The sequence below is a fragment of the Bradyrhizobium sp. McL0615 genome (assembly GCF_049993905.1).
In the GTDB taxonomy this organism is placed as follows: Bacteria; Pseudomonadota; Alphaproteobacteria; order Rhizobiales; family Xanthobacteraceae; genus Bradyrhizobium.
On the sequence record NZ_CP188254.1, the window covers coordinates 1,485,350 to 1,504,689 of the forward strand.

Here is a 19,340-nt window from a genome sequence, read left to right on the forward strand (position 1 = left end):
TGGCCGGGCGCCGCGCTCGCCGATAATTGACGTGACGCGATCTCCCTCAGGTTGTATGACGGTCACGATACCTTTGAAAATTTTCATAACGGAGCAGATATCATGGCACGAACGGCGCGTTCCAGGCTTCCGCAACCGGTTTTCCACGAGCCGATTTTCGGCGAGGACGGCTCGATGCCCGATCCGACAGGATTTTCAACGGCGCATCCAAGCGACAGTGCCCTGTACAAGCAGATAGGCGATCTCTCGAAGAAAGACGTCGTCGCCGTCCCGAAGTCGCGGATCGCCGACGATCAGATGTTCGCCCTAGCTGACGCCTATGGGAGCCACGGCCCGCAGATCGTCAAGAAGATCACCGGAACGGCAGCATTGTGTTTCACGCCTTTGGCGATTCGGGCGCGTCGAATGCCGGAAAATATCCCAACGAATTGCGCGTCGCCGACCAGGTGACGCTTGATACTACGTCTTCGCCTGAGCCCGGCCGCGCCGCGTTCCTTTTTCATCTCGGCGACATCGTCTACAATTTCGGAGAACCGCAATATTACTACGACCAGTTCTACGATCCGTTTCGCAATTACCCGGCGCCGATCTTCGCCATTCCCGGTAATCACGATTCGTTCGTCGTCCCCGGCACCAAGGCCGCGCAGGCGCCGCTGACCACGTTCCAGCGCAATTTCTGCTCGCCGCAGACCATCATTACTCCGGAGGCGGGTTCGCTGCACCGGACCGCGATGACGCAGCCTGGCGTCTATTTCACGCTCGACGCGCCCTTCGTTCGCATCGTCGGCCTGTTCAGCAATTCGCTGGAAGATCCCGGCGTCATTTCCAATATGGACAAGAAATGGCCGGCTGTCTCCAACGTGCAGATCGATTTTCTCAAGGCCCAGCTGACGCGGATCAAGCAGGAGAAATTCGCCGGCGCAGTCCTGCTCGCCTCCCACCATCCGCCGTTCAGCTACTCGCCCCCGCCGAATGCAGGCGGGACCGGCGGCAATCACGGTTGCAGCACCGAAATGCTGCGGCAGATCGATATGGTCTGCCATGAGGTCGGGGTCTATCCTCACGCACACCTGTCGGGCCACGCCCACAACTACCAGCGCTATACGCGGATCATGGAGTTTGGCGGCAAGGAGATCGACGTCCCCTTCGTCGTCTGCGGTGACGGCGGACACAACGTCAATTCGCTGGTGCGGCCGCGGAAGGGGCAACCGCCCGTGGAGCCGGTTGCGGGCGTAGATGTGAAGTATCTCGAGGGCAAAAAGGGCCCGGCGAAGGTAAATCATTTGATACTAGCGAAATACGATGACCACAATTACGGATATCTGCGCATCTATGTCGACAAGCAGTATCTGAAGATCGGCTTCCACCAGGTCGGCGTCCGCTCGCTGGCGCAATCGCGCTACGACATGGTCACGGTGCGGCTGGCCGATCACCACATGGTTGCGAACTAATCCTTGTTCGCCTTGAACCGGTTCATCCCCTTCATCGCGAACGGCGCGAGTAACGCCACCAGCGCGATGCCGAGCAGCGTCGCCGACATCGGGCTTTGCAGCAGCACGATGGGATCGCCGAGGCTGATGGCGAGCGCGCGGCGCAACTGGCTTTCGGCGATCGGTCCCAGGATGAGACCGACGACAACGGGCGCGATCGGAAAATCGAACCGGCGCATCAAAAAGCCCAGCACGCCAAAACCCGCCAGCATCGACAGTTCGACGACCGAGGGCTTTGCCGCGATGGTGCCCATGGTCGCGAACACGAGAATGCCGGCGTAGACCCACGGTTGCGGGATCGCGAGCAGCTTTACCCACAGGCCGACCAGCGGCAGGTTGAGCGGCGGCGCCGATACCACGTTTGAGGCCGTCATAGAATACCAGCTACTAGTTATGGCGCCCCGCCATCAGAGTTATCAATCCGTTTTGCAGGGCGAAAAGCACAAGCTCAACGTCGGATGAAACGCCGAGCTTGGATTTGATGGCGTAGTGATAGTTCGAGACCGTCTTGGGGCTGAGATAGAACGCGGCGGCTATCTCTTCGGCTGACCGGCCATCGAGTAACATGCGCAGGATCTCGAATTCACGAGGGGAAAGAGTGTCAATGACACTTGCATCCTCCTGTAATCGGCTCCGTGCAATGGCCTCACTGATCTCGGGGCAAATTGCAACACGGCCGGCAGCCACGTCACGCACCGCACTAACGAGCAACTCGGGTGTGCTGCTCTTTGTGACAAAGCCCTTTGCACCGGCCCTGAAGGCCTGGAGAGCGAATGTAGCGCTCAAGTGCATGGTGAAAACCAGCAGGCGCGCCGCCGGGTCCCACTGACGTATCTGGCGAATGGCATCAATGCCCCCGCGACCCGGCAATGAAACGTCCATCACCACAACATCGGGCTTTTTGCTCTTATAGGCCTGATAGGCACCCGCCGCATCGGCGGCCTCGGCGACGACAGTAATGCCTTCATGCTTTTCAAGAAGCCGATGGTATCCCTCACGCACAACCGCGTGGTCATCGACAAGCATGACGCTGATACTTTGCGGTCTCATGATGCTGGACCCGCGGCATTCACAATAGGAATCGTGACGCTGAGGACGAGGCCCTTCTCTGGCCTCGACACAACGCTCATCTCCCCGCCCAGCGCGAGCGTTCTCTCGCGAATCCCGATCAATCCGAGGCCAAAACCAGCCTCTCCCCTGATCTCGTGCGCCAATCCCTCGCCATCGTCCTCGACGGTCGCCTCGACCAAGCCAGCGCCAGGCCGCGGCGCACCGCCCTGAGCAAGGTCGATGCGCACCACGGCACGCACGTTGGCCGCCTGCGCATGCTTCGCTGCGTTTGTCAGACCCTCCTGAACGATATGAAAGATGTGACCGGTAATCGCCAGGGGCAGCTCGTTCACGTCGCCGTGCGCCTCAAGAAGGAATTGGGTCTTCCCGCAACCGAGGCGATTATGATCGGCGATTAATCCCTCAAGGCTCGTGAGCAGACCGATATCGTCAATCTCCTGCAGTCTCAACTCCTGCACGGTACTGCGAAGCCCCTTCATGATATTGCCCGCAATTTCCGTAAGGGCCTGAGCTTCGGGAACAAGAGATGGACAATCAGTCGAAGCAGTAATCTTGATCGAAGCTGCCGTCGCACTCATGGCGCTAAGGTTCTGGGCCAGCTCATCATGAAGCACCCGTGCGAGGTGACGCCTTTCCTGCTCGCGGGCTTCCACCAGACGTCGCGCAAGGTCGGCACGCTCGGAGGTCGCGACTTCCAGGGTGTTCGCCAGATCGTTGAAGACGTCGCTTATTCTTTGCATCTCGGCAAGTCGGAACGGCGGGAGACGGCACTTCAGATCGCCCGCGGCTAACCGGTTGAGGCCGCTAACGACATCTCTCGTCGGCCGCAGCGCGCGCTCGACGACAAAATACACCAGGATGCCAAGCGCGCCGATCGTTGCGGCGGAGAGGCCGAGCATCCGCGAGATTTCAGACCAGGCGCGCGCCGTCACGGCTGATGGGTTCGAGCTGACGACGACCGTGCCATGTACGAGACCCTGGTGCGTGACGGGACGCTCGTAACTCATCCGACTGCCGGCCGCCCGCTGATAGAAAGCCGAAAACCATACCGGTGCCTCGCCTACCTGACCGTGGAAACCCAGACAGCGGGAGATGGGATCCTTCCCGGGTTCGTTGAACTGCAAGCACTGACCCGGGCTCATCACCTGGTCGAGAAAGGCATCCATCTGACGAAAGCGCCGTTGCAGATTAATGTGTTTACCGAAGAGGTTGGTCGTAAGCGGCAGTTCCAGAAACCTGCCAACAGTATCCGCTACGGCCCGATTGGCCTTCAACGTCTCCTCTTCTGCCTGGTGCACGGCGAGCGCCGCTGCACCAAGAAAACAGAATAGCGCTACGGCCGCTACTTGCTTCAATAGCGACCATTTGAGATCGAAGACCGGTCGGTGCCGAAGAACCGTTGTCTCCTGCATGGCGAGGGACCCGTGACGCTCTCTTCAGGCTACAGCATTCTGCCGCCGCTCGATACGGCTTGGTTCGACGTCGGGCAAATTGCCCAGGACCTCGCAGGGAGTCCACTGTTTCCCTGAATGAAACGGTGTCAGATCATGGGACCGCGGCGCATACCGATCGCGCCGATAATTTAAACCAGGGTCATTTCAGAAATCGTGGGGCAAACATCTCAATCCAAGAGGAGATTGCCATGAAGAAAATGTTTTTGATAGCTGCCATCGCGCCGGTGATGGTCATCGGCTCCAGTGCAGGAGCTGCGGAGCTTCCTGCTTTTGAGGCGAGGGGCTTCCCGATCTCGCGGCACCAGGTTGCCGTGCTGGGATCGGCCAACGTTCAAGAGCAGTCAGCCGCTGCCACGCTCACATTGAACGATATGCCAGCCTCTCCGCATCAGATCGCGGTCTTGACGCCGCGCCAAAGAGTAAACGACCGGCAGACTGCCATGAGCGGGGAGCGAGCGACCATAGGTTCAGCCCGGCTCTCACCGGTTGTCGCGATCGAGCAGCCGCACTAAGCCGCGCTCCTCCAGCGCCTGGCCTGCCATGGGCCGCACGACAGAGCTTTTCGGCTTTGTGCATCGTTGCATTCGAAATCTTTTTGAAGGCCTTTACTATGTTTGTCACCGTCTCTGATTCCGACATTGGAAGGGGAGCTGGAGTATCAGCACTTTTGGGGCAGAAGCGAGATGAGGTCGACATCACGATGTCGACCAGTCCCGATGGACGCAGGCCGACACACCGTCGTCGGTTGATCAAAGCGCTTATAGGCGCAGTGAGTGCGGTTGCTTTTCTCTCACTCGGCACGGCCTATGCGCATGACCCGAACCGACCAGAGCTCAACGCGTGGTTCAAGAGTCTCAAGAACAAGGTAGGTGAGCCGTGCTGTGACACCGGAGACGGCCAGCACGTGGAGGCCGAGTGGGATATGGCAAAGGGTGGGTATAAGGTCTTACTGAGGCATCCGCACAGGCCAAACGAACCAGGGCAATGGTTTGACGTGCCGTATTCCGCCGTGATCGACCAGCCGAACCTCAGCGGCGTCGCTATGGTTTGGTGGTGGCCGTCCTACTCAATGGATGGAAGTATGACCCCTAAGTGGCGTTGCTTTATTCCGGGAGCAGGGGGCTGATCCTTTATTGTGCCTTGGCAGCGAGTTGGTCGTGGCGGTCGTTTCGCGGCACGGTCCTAGGCGTGGAGTCCTTCACAGGATGCAAGATCCGCTTTAGGTCGATCGCTACAGCGGCAACCCAGCGCAGGTCCAGCCATGTCCGCTGTGACGCCGAAAGCGGAGGTCAATTCAGAGTCCACGCCCTAATCCTCGCTCGCCCTGAACCGGCCTAACCCCTTCAGCACGAACGGCGCCAGCAATGCGACCAGCGCAATGCCGAGCAGGGTCGCCGACATCGGGCTTTGCAGCAGCACCAAGGGATCGCCGAGGCTGATGGCGAGCGCGCGTCGCAACTGGCTTTCGGCGATCGGACCCAGGATGAGGCCGACGACGACAGGCGCGATCGGAAAATCGAACCGGCGCATCAGAAAGCCCAGCACGCCGAAACCTGCCAGCATCGACAGTTCGACGACCGACGGCTTTGCGGCGATGGTGCCCATGGTCGCGAACACGAGAATGCCGGCGTAGAGCCACGGCTGCGGGATCGCGAGCAGTTTTACCCATAGGCCGACCAGCGGCAGGTTGAGCACCAGCAGCATGACGTTGGCGATGAACAGGCTGGCGATCAGGCCCCATACGAGATCGGGCCGCTCGGCGAACAGCAGCGGTCCCGGGTTCAGGCCGTATTGCTGAAAGCCTGCCAGCATCATCGCAGCCGTTGCCGAGGTCGGAAGCCCCAGCGTCAGCAACGGCACGAGGGTGCCGGCGGCGGAAGCGTTGTTGGCGGCTTCCGGTCCCGCGACGCCTTCGATCGCGCCCTTGCCGAATTCCTCGGGGTATTTCGTCAGCCGCTTCTCGGTCGAGTAGGACAGGAAGGTCGGGATCTCCGCGCCGCCGGCGGGGAGCGCGCCGATCGGAAAGCCGAACATCGTGCCACGCAGCCACGGCTTCCATGACCGCTTCCAGTCCTCCTTCGTCATCCAGAGCGAGCCGCGCACCGGCTCGATCTTTTCCTCGGTGTGATGGCGGCGCGAGGCGACGTAGAGCGCTTCACCGAGCGCGAACAGGCCGACCGCGAGCGTCGTCACCTCGACGCCGTCCAACAGTTCGGGGATCCCAAACGCGAGTCGCGCCTGACCGGTGAGCTTGTCGATGCCGATCAGCCCGAGCGTCAGTCCGATGAACAGGCTGGTCAGTCCGCGGACCGGTGAATCTCCGAAAGTTGCGGACACCGTGATAAAGGCCACGCACATCAGCGCGAAATAATCTTCAGGCCCGAAGCGCACCGCGAAATCGACCAGCCACGGCGCCAGAAAGGCGAGACCGATGGTGGCGATGGTCCCCGCGACGAACGAACCGATCGCAGAGGTCGCAAGCGCCGGCCCGCCGCGGCCAGCCTTGGCCATCTTGTTGCCCTCGAGCGCGGTCGCCATCGACGCGCTCTCGCCGGGCGTATTGATGAGGATGGCGGTGGTCGAGCCGCCATACATGCCGCCGTAATAGATGCCGGCGAACATGATCAGCGAGCCGCCGGGATCGAGCTTGTAGGTCACCGGCAACAGCAAGGCGACCGTGAGCGCCGGACCAATGCCGGGCAGCACGCCGACCGCGGTGCCGAGGAACACGCCGATCAGCGCGTAGAGCAGGTTCATCGGCTGCACGGCAACGGCCATGCCATGCGCGAGCGCGGCGAAAGTTTCCATTACAGCAGTCTTTCCAGAGGCCCGGAGGGCAGGCTCAACGTCAGCAGCCGATCGAAAGCGAGATAGATCAGGGTGCTCATCACGAGCGCGATGATGCAATCGGTGAGAATGGCGCGCCGTCCGAACGCCGCCGAGGTGGTGACGAACAGCGCTGACGTCGCAAGGATGAAGCCGCCGCCAAAACCGATGATGGCGATCAAAAGCGCCAGGCCCCCGAGAATCAGCCACACCGCCTTGGGATCGGCGCTTTCGCGCGGCGGCAGGTTGCCGCGCAGCGCGTCGATCAGATTGCCGATCGCAAGCAGGCCGAGCCCGACCGCGATGACGACCGGCATCACCTCGGGCCCCATGCCGTACATCGTGGTGGTTTGCAGTTGGCGCGAGTCCCATACCAGCACCACGGCAAGCGCCGCGAGCGCAGCGGCGATGACCAGGCCCGCGCGATCGACGCGCCGTGGCGCCGGGCCCTGCGGAAGATCCGTCATGATTTGACGAGGCCCACCGACTTCAGCACGTCGGTGACACGCGCATTTTCCTTCTTCAGGAAGTCGGTGAACGCGTCGCCGGCGAGATAGGCGTCATCCCAGCCCTTCTGCTTGAGAATGTCCTTCCAGGCGTCCGACTTGACCATGTTCTCCACCGCAGCGCTCAGGACTTTGCGCTGTTCCGGCGTGAGGCCGGGAGCCGCGACCACCGAGCGCCAGTTGGCCAGCACAAGGTCGATGCCCTGTTCCTTGAAGGTCGGAATGTCGCTGCCGGCGATGCGTTTCTCCGACGTGATGCCGAGCGCGCGCAATTTGCCGGACTTGATCTGGCCCTCGTATTCGCTCATTCCGGAAATGCCCGCGGTGACCTTGCCGCCGAGAATGGCCGCCAGCGACTCGCCGCCGCCGGAAAATGGAATGTAGTTGACCTTCTTGGCGTCGGCGCCGATCGCGCCCGCAAACAACGCCGCCATCACATGGTCGACGCCGCCGGCCGAGCCGCCGGCGAAGGTCACCTTGGCGATGTCGGCCTTCACGGCGGCGGCGAGATCCTGCGCCGTCTTGATCGGCGAATTCGCCGGCACCACGATCACCTGGATCTCCTCGGTGAGGCGCGCGATCGGCGTCACCTGATCGAGCGTCACCGGCGATTTGTTCATGGCGAGCGCGCCCACCATGACGAAGCCGTTCACCATCAGCTGGTTGCCGTCGCCCTTGGCGCCGTTGACGAACTGCGCGATGCCGACGCTGCCGCCGGCGCCGGCCACGTTCGTGACCTGGACGCTGCGCGCGATCTTCGCGGCCACCAGCGCCTGCTGCATCGAGCGCGCGGTTTGATCCCATCCGCCGCCGGGGGCTGCGGGCGCCATGATCTTGAGCTCGAGCTGCTGCGAGAGGGCAGGGCTGCCTGCTACAAGTGTCAATGCGACGGCCGCGCCGAACAGGCGCGTATGAAACGGAATCATGGGATTTCCTCCAGGCTCACGTCGAGCCGTTATGTGTCAATTCGCCGCATATCAGCCGGAAAACGTGCCGCTGTCCAGAAGGACTGTCGATTGCCGCGTCATCTTTATCTTTTGCGTAAATGCGCTTGGCTGTGGAACACGTGCAACGGCGATCGGCGCCGAAAGCGCATCGTTTCGAGCGATAACGATGACGTCAGACTCGCGCCACTGCGTGCGGAAACAATATCTCGATCAGCGTGCCGGAACGGCCGCCGGTCTTGATCTGGAATTTGGCGCGGTTGGCTTCGACGAGGGCCTTGGTCAGCGACAGGCTGACGGCCGAACTCTCGGCCCGGTCCGACGGCGCAGGCGTGCGGAACGGCTGCAGGGCTGCGGCAACCTCATTGTCGTTGAGGCCGTGGCCGGTGTCGCGGACCCGCAGCATCACCTCGCCGAAATCGGATAGCGCGGTCGAGACGATGACCTGGCCGCCGGCATTGGCGAGATGGATCGAATTGCCGATCAGGTTCAGCGCGATCTGGCGCAGGGCCCGCGCATCCGCGATCACGGGCGGCAACATGTGCGCGAGCGAGGTGCGGATGATGATCCGCTCGCGATTGGCCTGCGGCTGCAGCACCGCAACGCAACTCTCCACCAGTTCGTTGAGGTTCTGGTTGGTGAAAGCCAGATCGAGCTTGCCGGTTTCGATCCGGGACAGGTCGAGCAGGTCGTTGATGATCGTGATCACGCGTTCGCCGGAGGCGCGGATGTCCTTCATGTATTCGAGATAGCGCTCGTTGCCGAGCGTGCCGAAGCGCTCGCCGATCATCACTTCGGAAAAGCCGATGATGGCGTTCAGCGGCGTCCGCACCTCGTGACTGATCCGCGCCAGCACGTCGGCCTTGGCATTGGCGGCGCGCTCCGCCAGCCGCCGCGCCTCGCGCAATTCGCTCTCGGTCTGCCTGGCCTGCGAGAGATCGCGGAACACCGCGAAGAAATTCGGGCCATCGGGGCGGGTGCGGCCCATCGTCATCGTCAGCGCGATGATGCCGCCCTTGCTTTCGCGGCCCAAGACCTCGCGGCCGTGATCGAGCAGGCTTTCGACACCGGAAGCTTTGATGGCGGCGAGATATTCGAACACGCCGTGCTGGCTTTCGGGCGCGAACAGCTCCGCGAGATTGCGTCGCGCGAGTTCGTCGCCGTCGTGGCCGAACAGCGCTTCGGCGCTGCGGTTGGCCGCATGGATGTTGCCCTCGGCGTCGAACATCAGGATGCCTTCGGCCGTGGTGTCGAGGATGGCGGCGAGGTCTTCGGCGTTGGCATGGCCGACATCCGACGGTTCGGAAACATCGGGTTCCGATTCCGCCGGTTCGAAGACGTCAGGCTCCGATACCGACGGTTCGGACTCCGATGCTGGCTCGGCTCGCGCGATGGCGGCCGCGATCGCCGCGCCCTCATGACGCGTACCCGAGAAGATCAAGGCCAGCGCCGAATCGCCGTCCCATGAAATCGTGTAGAGGCGGGCCTCTGCCGCCGATGACGGCGCATCCGTATTCGCGTCCGCCGGCTGGCTTGCCGAAATCGTCACCGGCTTGCCGGTGTCCGATGTCGAGGAGGCGTTGGATACGCCGGGTTCGACATAGAGCGCGTCGAGGCCGCCGGCGTCTTCCAGCGCATGCACGCTCGGATAGCCCATCTGCGTCAGGAAGGCGGGGTTGGCATAGAGCAGCCGGTCGAGCCGATAGATCAGGATGCCGACCGGCAGCAAATCGAGCAGCGCCTTGTCGCGGGCGGCTTCGCCACGCGCCGGCGGCTCGGGCGGCGCCAGCCATTCGGGCGGCTCGACGGCTTCGCGCGCTGCCGCTGCAGCCAGTGGGTCGAAGATGGTTTCGCCGTTGGCGTTCGCAGCCTCGTTGCCGTTCTCGGTGTCGAGCCGCGCCGACAATTGCCGCGCGAGTTCGTCGAAGGCGCTGTTTTCAACCGGCGACAGCGCCGGCTGCTTCGCTTCGCCCGGGGCGCGGAACGGCAACACGTTTGCGGCTGCGTCTGCCGGCAACTCCGGTGCGGTTTCCGTCGGCGCGTCCCTGTTGATGTCTTGAACGATGTCCTGGACGCTGGCGTTGACGGTTTCCCGGACGCTTTCCTCTGGGAATTCCTTGGGAGGTTCCACGGGGGTTTCCAAATCTCTTTGATGTGAGCTCGCTGCGGCAGAAGTCTCTGCGGAATGCTCTGCAGCGAAAGTTTTGGCGGCAATCGGCTCAGGCAATTCGTCGGATGAAGGCGATGCAATGCTGGCCGGCTCGGCAGATGGCGCAGCGGACGGTTCCTGCGGCGTCACCATCTCGCCGGACGATTCCGCCAGCCGCAGGGCAGCGAGCCGCGCGATGGCGTCGAAATCGCGGCAGACGCCGATGCCGCGATAGCCGATGAAATTCCGCGCCGCATCGAAGACAGGAAGGCCGGACAGTTCGACGGGCAACGTGCCGCCGCCGTCGACCGGCCAGTTCAGCGTGATGCCGCTCCAGGTGACGCCGGTCGCAAAGGCCTGCATCATCCGGCCGGTGGGATCGAATCCGAAAGTCTCGGCGATCTCGCGCCATGGCCGGCCGAAGACGGCCGTGGTGCGCGGGCCGATCAACCCTTTGAATTCGTCGGAGCCGAGCGTGAAGCGGCCTTCGCGATCCATCTGCCAGGTGAAGCGCAGCGGCACGCGGCGCGGCTGCGGCTGACCGGCGAACGCTTCGACCGCCGGTGATGGCGCGCGTGCAATGGTCTCAGTCGCAGGTGGAATCGTTTCGGTCGCGGGCGGAATGGTTTCGACGGCGGGCGGCTCATCGACAGCGGCAGGCTCGGCAAACGCATCGAACAGCGCAAACCCGGCGGAGGCTTCGCCCGATGGTGCCGGCTGCCGGTCGTCGGCAGCCGGTTGCGGCGCGACCGGTTGCTCGATCGCGGGCGTGACGGATGCGCCCGGCTGCACGGTCGGCTCTGATAGGACTGGCTCTGGCAAGGGAGGCTCTGGCGATGTGGCGGCTGGCTGCATCTCGCTATCGAACTGCGCCTGCGCCGGGCGCGGCGCGATCAGCGCGATGTTGCCGGCGGCTATCAGAACGCCGTGGCTGCCATCGGGAAAGTCGAAGCGCGAAGTGCCGCAGGTCACAAGCCCGCCGGGCGCCGCGCCAAATCCTTGCAAGCGCTCCAGCCGGATGGCGCCGCCCGCGAGCAGTCGGCCTGCGAGCCGCGCGATCTGCCGCCGGTGTCGGTCGGCCGGCCCGAAGGTCTTTTCGGCAAGCGCTGCGGCACTTGCCGCGCCGAACAGCCGGGCGCCGGCCACGTTGGCCCACAGGATCCGCTTGCCGTCAGCGGTCCACAACCAGGCGGGCAGGCGGCTCGCCGCATAGGCCGTCAATCGCGGATCGCTCGAGGCCAGCCGCTGAAATTCCGCATCCTTCATCGCAACCACATGACCGCCCGGCCTCAGGATCGGCAGCCATGCCGACAGCGTTAAGGGAACATTACTATCGCAAGCCGGTAGCGGCAGGTCCACGGTCCGGCGGGCCAGGGGAAATTAAGCGGCGGATAACCTTAACCTTGGCGGGACCCATTGGCCGGGCGCGGCGTTGGGAGCTTGCAGACGGCCGTCACGGGTTCAAAGAGGAACCCCCTCCCGGCGCCGCATCCGTCCCCGGAGCGGGCCCCCTGACGGTATCCGAACGCAATCCCTGCCCCATGCAAAGGAACGCACCATGAGTGACGAAGTGCGAGACCGATTCGAGATTCCCAAGGAAATGCGATCGATGGCGGAAGCAAGTGTCGAGCAGGCCCGCAAGGCTTTTGAGAAATTCGTTAGCGCCGCGCAAGCCACCGCCGGCACGATCGAGGAGCGCAACGCCACGGTTCGCGCCGGCGCCAGGGATGTCAGCAGCAAGGCCATCGCCTACGCCGAGACGAACGTGCAGGCCTCGCTCGATCACGCGCAATCACTGCTGAAGGCCAAAGATTTGCCCGAGGTGATGCGGCTGCATGGCGAATATGTGCAGGCGCAGATGCGCGCGCTGGCGGAGCAGGCCAGTGAAATGGGCCAGGTCGTCGGCAAGGCCGCCATGGACGCGGCGAAGCCCGAAGCCTGACCTGCCTGCACTGGTGGGAGGCTACCGCTGGATTGCCTGCTGGAACCCGTATCCCGAGTTAAATTTGCGGCGTCGCACCAGAAATTGCAGTGCGTTGCACAAATTTGACATGATATGGATGCTTATTAGGCGAGCCCGCGAATGGGCACTCCCGTGAATGTGTGTGTACGTGATCCCTTCGGCGTCCGGCCGTTTGCCCGCCCGGAATCCGTAAGGGGGAACACCGTTTAACCCCATTGTGAAGGATGCAAGCCGTGACCAGCTCCACCGATCCCTTCTCTGCCTCCATCATTCCCTTCGAAGTGCCCGAGCAGATGCGCGCGTTTGCGGAAAAGGGCGTTTCGCAGGCCCGCGACAGCTACGCCAAGTTCAAGGATGCCGCCGAAACCCATAACGGCACCATCGAGGCCGTGTTCACCACGGCCAGCAAGGGCGCCAGCGCCTACAACGCCAAGCTGATCGAATTCTTCAAGGCCAACACCACCTCCTCGCTTGATTTCGCGCAGGAGCTGTTCGGCGTGAAGACGCCGGCGGCGGCGATGGAGCTGTGGACCTCGCATGCCAAGAAGCAGTACGAGACCTTGACCGCGCAAGCCAAGGAGCTCGCCGAGCTCGGCCAGAAGGTCGCCGCCGAGACCGTCGAGCCGATCAAGGCTTCCGCCTCGAAGCTGTACAAGCCGGCCGCCTGATCGTTTCCGTATTGATCACGAAAAGCCCGGGCGGTTGGCCCGGGCTTTTTGCTGCCCAACGGATGGATAGATGATGAATAAGGGATGATTTGGCAGGCTGCCGGGACCTGGCCGGAGATCCCGGCAAATGAACGCAAAATGCCTTCCGGACGACCATAAAGAGGCGCTTCGCGGCCTTGCCAAAGCGAAGCGTTGCACCTAGTTTCCGGCCCATTCGCGACCCCCCTTTTGGGGCCTCGCGTGAGATGCAGTTGTAGCTCAGTTGGTTAGAGCGCCTGTCTGTGGAACAGGAGGTCGGTGGTTCGAGCCCACCCAACTGTACCACCACAACAAAATCTCCTGTGGTTTCAGCAACGTACTGATGGACCTGACGTATTTGCCTCGCCTAAAATACAAAAGGCGTTACAAATGGCATTGCGAATGGTTGCGTTAAGTCGTGCGTCTGATGGTCGTTGGTTTGCGCGGAAAGGCATCCCCGAAGACGTCCGCGAGGAGTACGCACGCCTTTACGGTGTAAGACGTGAAGCGCATCTCAAGCTGCCAGCGGACACCGCAAAATACGAAGCAAAGAGGCACCTTGGAGAATGGGGCGCTGAGATTGAAACGCGCATTGCCACGCTGCGCGCAAAGAAGAATGGCGAAGGTCAGCCGCTCACCCGATTGAATGCGATTGCGCTCGCGGGCCGTTGGTACACATGGTTCGTCGGGCAGCACGAGAACGACCCCGGCCCAGCGAAGCGGTGGCGGGAAATGAGCGACCACCTCGTGTGGAACGTGATCTACCCCGAGGCACCAGACAGCTACCACGAGAACCCCAAAGCGGACCCCCATTGGGAATGGGCGAAGGAGCCGGAGGTTCGCGAAGCGGTGAGGCCGCAGGTTGCCGAGTTGGCTCGTGTGGCGACATTTCTTGCCAGCGAGGGTAAGGCGCTGAACGCCACTGCCTATGCGCTCTTTGTCGATGCTGTTAGCGACAATCTCTTGCTCGCCATGACGTTGCTTGAACGGCGCGCCAGCGGCGACTACTCCCGAGACGATACTCCGGACTGCTTCCCAGCGTTCACCGATGGGCCGAAGCGAGGCACAGGCATCAGTTCTTGGGATTTGTTCGAAGCATTCGTGAAGGCCCTTAAGCCCGCAGACAACACCGTGCAACGTTGGCGAGCCGTGTTCCTTGAGATGCAGCGGCATTTTGCGGATGTCGGTGCCGATGGGATCAGCGAGGATGCCGCGCGTGCATGGGTGCGGGGGCTGGTCACTGAAGAGCGTTCCGCGACGACCGTGCGCGAGGTTTGGCTTTCGTCTTCTCGACGAGTGTTCAGTTGGGGCGCGCAGCATAAGCACGTGAGGAAAAACCCCTTCGTTGACATAAAAGTTGACGTTCCCAGAAAAGCCAGAAGCCGGGAGACAAAGGCTTTCACCGAGGAGGAAGCGCGTACGATCCTGAGAGCCGCATCGGCCATCAAGAACCCAAAGACACCTTTGGACCGAGCGAAACGCTGGGTGCCTTGGCTCTGTGCTTACTCAGGGGCACGTGCAGGTGAGGTCACTCAGCTTCGTGGAGAGGACGTAGAGAAGCGGGGCAGCTTCCATTTCATGAAGCTCATGCCAGATGCGGGCACGATCAAGACGCGGAAGACGCGTGTTGTGCCACTGCATGAGCATCTGATCGCCCAAGGCTTCCTCGAAATGGTCGGCTCGGTTGGGAAGGGCGCGCTATTTTACGACGATAAGACACCGCACCGGGCGAACAGCGATCCAATGAACCCCAGTCGGAGCAGAGCGGGCAACGTGCGCGGAGACTTGGCGGAATGGGTACGAGAGCAAGGCGTGACCGACCCTGAACTGAGCCCGACGCACGCGTGGAGGCATACATTCAAGCAGATTGCCGAGCGCGTAGGGATCACGGAGAAAGTGCACGATGCCATCACCGGCCACGCCCCGGCCAGCGAAGGAAGGAAGTATGGACAGCCAACCGCTGAAGACATGGCCAACGCGCTAAAGAAGTTTCCACGCTACAAGTTGGATTGAGCAGGATGACAGAGAACGCGGATAACTGGGAGCCGCAGGAACGCCTCCCATGGCAACCTAAGACGCCACGGGAGGAACGCGAAGCGCTCAACAACGCGCCCTTGGCGACCCTACGTGCAACACCGGGAACGCGACAGGCGTTCATGCTCATGGGCGATTTGGCCGATCGATATCCGAGGCCGCAAGCGGCGAAGGGCAAGGCGTACGCGCGCCACAAGACGCTGGTCGACTATGCGAACGCCGGAGGCGCATTTGTCGCCGATCTGCTCGTTGCGGTCGCGGGTGATCGGAGCGAGGGGTGGCTCATGTGCTCACACGACAAGGGCGCCTTCACCGGCCAATACGTCACGTGGCGCATGTTCGATGGTGTTCGAACGGCGTGGCTTGAGGCAAGCCTGATAGAGCATAAGCTGGGTTATCCGCGCAGGCTGGCGTTCGGCAATCCAGGGCCAACCTCGGGCAAGCTGACGCGCTATCGGGCCACGACGAAGCTCTTGGAGATTGCTGCTAAGCACGGCATCACTCCGGCCAACGTGCTCGAACACTTCAGGTTCGAGTTCGTGATGCCTTCCGAGCTGATCCGGCTCACCTCGCCTCCCAAGCCGACACCGAATACACCAAGGGTCGCTAAGCTGCGCGGTGATGTCGCCGAACTGAACGCGTTCTTCGCCAAGCAGACGCTTACCCATCCGACGATTAAGCACCTCGGGTGGATACGGATATTCCACGGGTACACCGAGGGTTACCGATGGGATAAGGGCGGTCGCCTCTACTCCCAGCCGCAAGGGCCAGCCTGCTACCAGAACCTGCCAGAGACTTCGGAGGCGGGTCTGCCTACGCGGCTGCAGATGCATATCAATGGCGAGCGTGTTGTAGAGATCGATATATCATCCTCGTACCTCACCATCTTCTACGCCCTTTGTGATCAGCAACTGGATAGTAATGAAGATGCCTACGCAAGCATCCTTGGGCCGACAGCACTCGACAGGCACGTAGCGAAGTTCTGGATCAACGCGTCGTTCGGCAACAGCAAGCTGCTTAGCAAGTGGAGCAAAGACGTGAAGCGAGCTCTAGAATTGCAACTTGCCAAAAAGGGGCTCTCGGGTTTCGATCCCAAGCTCTATCCGATGAAGAGGATCAAGGAGAAAGCGCTAGAGCGCCACCCCCTGCTCGCTCGCTGGGGCGGTGAAATCAGAGGCCGTGTGCGAGATTACGGTGACCTCATGTACATCGAGAGCGAGGCAATTATCGGCGCAATGCTGACGCTGATGCGCGATCACAAAGTACCGAGCTTCCCTGTACACGACAGCCTCATCGTTCCGGTGTCGAAGTTCAAAGTGGCTAGGGAAGCTCTCATCCATCACTTCTACAAGCAGACCGGAGTAGTGCCGAGACTGGACCCTGAAGAAGACCCAGAGGACTGGTAAGGGTCATGCCCTAGGCACCCGCTAGGACCACAGGATGGTGTATATTGGTGGTAGTCTAATGAGGGTCTATCCCCGGCGAGGCACTAGGCCATAACGTAGAACAAATGTTGAGGCCGCCGGGTCTCTCGGAAGAGGGGTTCCGCAGCCCCTTAAGGCATCGAGGTGGTCGGCCGGGTGGCTGGATCGGGCTGTAAGGCCCAGTGGTGACTCAGGAGTCGCTTGCGGAGGCGCTCGGCTCGGGGTAGCGGTCGGCCAAGCGGCTACCAGTGGAGTCCGTAGAGTCTTCTAGAGGCGTGACACCAGAGATTTGCGGAGACGGCCGCGCAAGTTCCAACTGTGGCGTTTGATACCGTAACAAAGCGCGTGGGGGCGGCTCAGCCGCATGCGCCTCTCGGGCTCCGTGGAGGCCCATAGGAAGCCCGAGGGACTTGTTTGGCCCAGCCCGAGTCCGGTTCACCCACGCCCGAGCAAATCGCGCCGCTGACTCTCCTGACGACTCCGAAGGGCACCTGAGGGATCGCGGGTGTCATGCCGGTCGGGCCCGGTTTCGCGGGGACCGTAGTCGTGGGGAGGTTCGCGATGAAATCCTATCACACCTACGGATGGCCGTATTCACGTAGGCCCAACGGCCCCAATGGATTGATAATTTGCTGCTCGTGACTGGCGCTGCTTTGATCGCAGCATGCCCCGACCGCGATACACGAAATGGGCCGGTCGCTTTCCACCGCGGAGACCCGCCGAGTGGATCGCAGGCGGTCACGTCACCTGCAACATTCAGTGCCTCAACGGCGGCTGCAAACGCACCGTGGACTTTAGGCTCGACAGGTTTCCCTTGGATCGCCCTTGGCCTCGTGTGGGCTGGTGTCTAGTCTGTCCGCTATTGAGGGCAGAACGGATATGGCTCAGAGGAGCCCGAGGGTCAATTGATGACCCGTCTCCGACATCACCCCTCCGGCACCCCGGCCATGCGCATGCCCTCAAGGGTGCGCTCGCGTTTGGCGAGGAAAGTCGGATTGTCGCTCGGCACGTAGGAGCGGGAGAGGGTGAAAGTCGGGTCGAGCGCAAGCCCCGCTTGGACCGCGGACCGCGCCTCGTCAAGCCGACCGAGATGCGCCAGCGCGGCGGCGAGAAAGAAATGCGTGCGTGGATGATTTCGGTTGATCTCGACGGAGCGACGGAACCGCGCGACCGCCTCCTCGTCGGCGCCCAGCTGCAGCTTGGCGAGGCCCGCGAAGTTCATCCAAATAAAGGCTTCGGTATCGCGAGGACTGAGGCGGAGTGCCTCTTGGATATGAGCCTCGGTCTCCGCGCCGCGACCAAGAAAATGCTTGGCCAAACCGATGGCCCCATGCGCGCTGGCCAAGTTTCGATCCAGCGCCAATGCCTGCTCGCATTCAGCAATGCCTTGGGCCGCGCGGTTGGTGAACATCTTGACGTGTCCGAGAAGCCGGTGGGCCAGCGCGTGCTGTGGTGCCAGGGACAGAACCTTGATCAAGGCCGTCTCAGCCGCCGCGAAGCGCGCGGCCCGGTCATCCGTCAAAGAGAGGGAACCAGTCATCCAATCAACACTTGCCAATCCGACTAGCGCCTCGACATTTCTGGGATCGAGCGCCAAGGCGCGTTCAAAAAAGCTGCGCGATTGAGCGAGATACTCGGAAGTCCTTCCCTTGTTCAAGCAAGCCATGCCTTGGAAATACAAGTCCATCGCATCGGGATGCAGCGAACGCTCCGCCCGCCGCGCCTCAGCCTCAATGAGTTGGGCATTCAGGGTGTTGGCGAGCCTCGATACGATTTCGTCTTGCATATCGAACAGATCGGCGATGGGTTTCTCGAACCGCTCGGCCCAAAGATGATTGCCCGTCTCAGCATTTACTAACTGCACGTTCACGCGAAGCCGGTTGCCACCCCGCTGCACCGAGCCTTCCAGCACGTAGCGGACGTTCAACTCGCGGCCGATCTGCTTGAGATCACCCGCCTTGCCTTTGTAGGTGAATGCAGTGTGTCGTCCGATCACGAATGAGCCGCTAATGCGCGACAGGTCTGTGGTCAGGCTCTCGGTCACGCCATCGACAAAGTAGTCTTGCTCGGGATCGTTTCCGATGTTCGCGAACGGCAGCACCACGATGGACAAACGCGGCGCTGACGATGGGCCTAGTGTGGTGCTGCCCTGTGTTCCTGCGCCTGCTCTATCCCGGACCACGGCATAGGCGCGCACCGGGCGGGCGATGTTCTTGAGGCTCTGCTCACCCAGATCGGTGAACTCGCACATGACCTTGCCACGAACCTGATCGTAGGCGGAAGATGAGATGCAGATGCCGCCGGGTTCGGCGATAGTCTCAAGCCGCGCCGCGATGTTGACGCCGTCTCCAAAGATGTCGTGGGGCTCAACGATTACGTCGCCGATATTGACGCCCACACGGAATGCAATGCGGCTCTCTTCCACCTCACCGATTGTAAGTTCCTTAATACGGGCTTGTAACTGCACAGCAGCTCGAACCGCTTCAACCGCGCTTGGAAACTCGGCCAAGAACCCGTCGCCGGTGTTCTTCACGATGCGGCCGCCGTGCTCCGCAATGGCGGGCTCGACACCGTCCGCTAGGAGCGCTGTCAGTTTGGAGTGCGTAGCCTCTTCGTCGTTGTGCATCAGCCGCGAATAGCCAGCCACGTCGGCGGCCAATATGGCCGACAACCTGCGCTCCACTCGGACTGGCCGCTCTTGGACCATGGCTCGCAATCCAACCTAGATGCTATTGTACAACGGATCACTTTGGTTGCCCATCCAAGGCTGATCTCGGCTTCCGGCCCCTTAGC

Annotated in this window: 14 protein-coding genes, 1 tRNA gene and 1 pseudogene; 8 read left to right on the top strand and 8 right to left on the bottom strand. The window is 61.9% G+C overall.

Annotated elements, in window-relative coordinates; translation table 11 throughout:
* Positions 1-51 precede the first annotated feature (51 nt).
* Complete coding sequence (locus ACPPVP_RS07060) at positions 52-450, top strand: hypothetical protein (RefSeq protein ID WP_426532591.1); 399 nt, start codon at positions 52-54, stop codon at positions 448-450.
* The gene (locus tag ACPPVP_RS07065) at positions 372-1,451 is read left to right on the top strand and encodes a metallophosphoesterase family protein (protein WP_426532593.1); all 1,080 of its coding nucleotides are present in this window, start codon (positions 372-374) and stop codon (positions 1,449-1,451) included. Before ACPPVP_RS07060 ends, ACPPVP_RS07065 begins: the two co-directional genes overlap by 79 nt.
* Here the strand turns inward: ACPPVP_RS07065 and ACPPVP_RS07070 are convergent.
* The 3 genes and pseudogenes from ACPPVP_RS07070 to ACPPVP_RS07080 all read right to left on the bottom strand — a co-directional run.
* A pseudogene (locus ACPPVP_RS07070) lies at positions 1,448-1,831 on the bottom strand (tripartite tricarboxylate transporter permease); the annotation flags it as partial. The gene ACPPVP_RS07065 and the pseudogene ACPPVP_RS07070 overlap by 4 nt on opposite strands.
* 46 nt (positions 1,832-1,877) lie before the next feature.
* Positions 1,878-2,540 (bottom strand): response regulator, encoded by a 663-nt coding sequence (locus ACPPVP_RS07075; RefSeq protein WP_426532595.1) that lies wholly within the window; start codon positions 2,538-2,540, stop codon positions 1,878-1,880.
* Complete coding sequence (locus ACPPVP_RS07080) at positions 2,537-3,973, bottom strand: ATP-binding protein (RefSeq protein WP_426532597.1); 1,437 nt, start codon at positions 3,971-3,973, stop codon at positions 2,537-2,539. Before ACPPVP_RS07080 ends, ACPPVP_RS07075 begins: the two co-directional genes overlap by 4 nt.
* A 230-nt stretch (positions 3,974-4,203) precedes the next feature.
* On the opposite strand from ACPPVP_RS07080, the gene ACPPVP_RS07085 reads away from it, so the two are divergent.
* Positions 4,204-4,527, top strand: a complete 324-nt coding sequence (locus tag ACPPVP_RS07085) for a hypothetical protein (RefSeq protein WP_426532599.1) — start codon at positions 4,204-4,206, stop codon at positions 4,525-4,527.
* A 796-nt stretch (positions 4,528-5,323) separates the two neighbouring features.
* On the opposite strand, the gene ACPPVP_RS07090 is transcribed toward ACPPVP_RS07085, so the two are convergent.
* The 4 genes from ACPPVP_RS07090 to ACPPVP_RS07105 all read right to left on the bottom strand — a co-directional run bounded on the left by ACPPVP_RS07090 (position 5,324) and on the right by ACPPVP_RS07105 (position 11,799).
* Positions 5,324-6,823 carry a tripartite tricarboxylate transporter permease gene (locus ACPPVP_RS07090; protein ID WP_426532601.1) on the bottom strand — a complete coding sequence of 500 codons (1,500 nt, stop codon included), beginning with the start codon at positions 6,821-6,823 and terminating at the stop codon, positions 5,324-5,326.
* Positions 6,823-7,308 carry a tripartite tricarboxylate transporter TctB family protein gene (locus ACPPVP_RS07095; RefSeq protein ID WP_426532603.1) on the bottom strand — a complete coding sequence of 162 codons (486 nt, stop codon included), beginning with the start codon at positions 7,306-7,308 and terminating at the stop codon, positions 6,823-6,825. Before ACPPVP_RS07095 ends, ACPPVP_RS07090 begins: the two co-directional genes overlap by 1 nt.
* Positions 7,305-8,273 (bottom strand): Bug family tripartite tricarboxylate transporter substrate binding protein, encoded by a 969-nt coding sequence (locus tag ACPPVP_RS07100; RefSeq protein ID WP_426532605.1) that lies wholly within the window; start codon positions 8,271-8,273, stop codon positions 7,305-7,307. Before ACPPVP_RS07100 ends, ACPPVP_RS07095 begins: the two co-directional genes overlap by 4 nt.
* Positions 8,274-8,466: 193 nt before the next feature.
* On the bottom strand, positions 8,467-11,799 hold the full coding sequence (locus ACPPVP_RS07105; protein ID WP_426532607.1) for a PAS domain S-box protein: 3,333 nt from the start codon (positions 11,797-11,799) through the stop codon (positions 8,467-8,469).
* 199 nt (positions 11,800-11,998) lie between these two features.
* Here ACPPVP_RS07105 and ACPPVP_RS07110 point away from each other — a divergent pair, with 199 nt between their 5' ends.
* From ACPPVP_RS07110 to ACPPVP_RS07130, 5 genes are all read left to right on the top strand, one after another.
* Positions 11,999-12,382 carry a phasin gene (locus ACPPVP_RS07110; RefSeq protein WP_426532609.1) on the top strand — a complete coding sequence of 128 codons (384 nt, stop codon included), beginning with the start codon at positions 11,999-12,001 and terminating at the stop codon, positions 12,380-12,382.
* Positions 12,383-12,636: 254 nt separating this feature from the next.
* On the top strand, positions 12,637-13,071 hold the full coding sequence (locus ACPPVP_RS07115; protein WP_426532611.1) for a phasin: 435 nt from the start codon (positions 12,637-12,639) through the stop codon (positions 13,069-13,071).
* A 247-nt stretch (positions 13,072-13,318) separates the two neighbouring features.
* Positions 13,319-13,395, top strand: a tRNA-His gene (locus ACPPVP_RS07120).
* Positions 13,396-13,479: 84 nt separating this feature from the next.
* Positions 13,480-15,102: a tyrosine-type recombinase/integrase gene (locus ACPPVP_RS07125; protein WP_426532613.1), complete on the top strand. Its 1,623-nt coding sequence runs from the start codon at positions 13,480-13,482 to the stop codon at positions 15,100-15,102.
* A gap of 5 nt (positions 15,103-15,107) precedes the next feature.
* A complete protein-coding gene (locus ACPPVP_RS07130; RefSeq protein WP_426532615.1) occupies positions 15,108-16,529 on the top strand; it encodes a hypothetical protein in 1,422 nt (473 codons plus the stop codon).
* 943 nt (positions 16,530-17,472) lie between these two features.
* Here ACPPVP_RS07130 and ACPPVP_RS07135 read toward each other — a convergent pair.
* Positions 17,473-19,254 (bottom strand): tetratricopeptide repeat protein, encoded by a 1,782-nt coding sequence (locus ACPPVP_RS07135; protein WP_426532617.1) that lies wholly within the window; start codon positions 19,252-19,254, stop codon positions 17,473-17,475.
* Between the last annotated feature and the right edge of the window lie 86 nt (positions 19,255-19,340).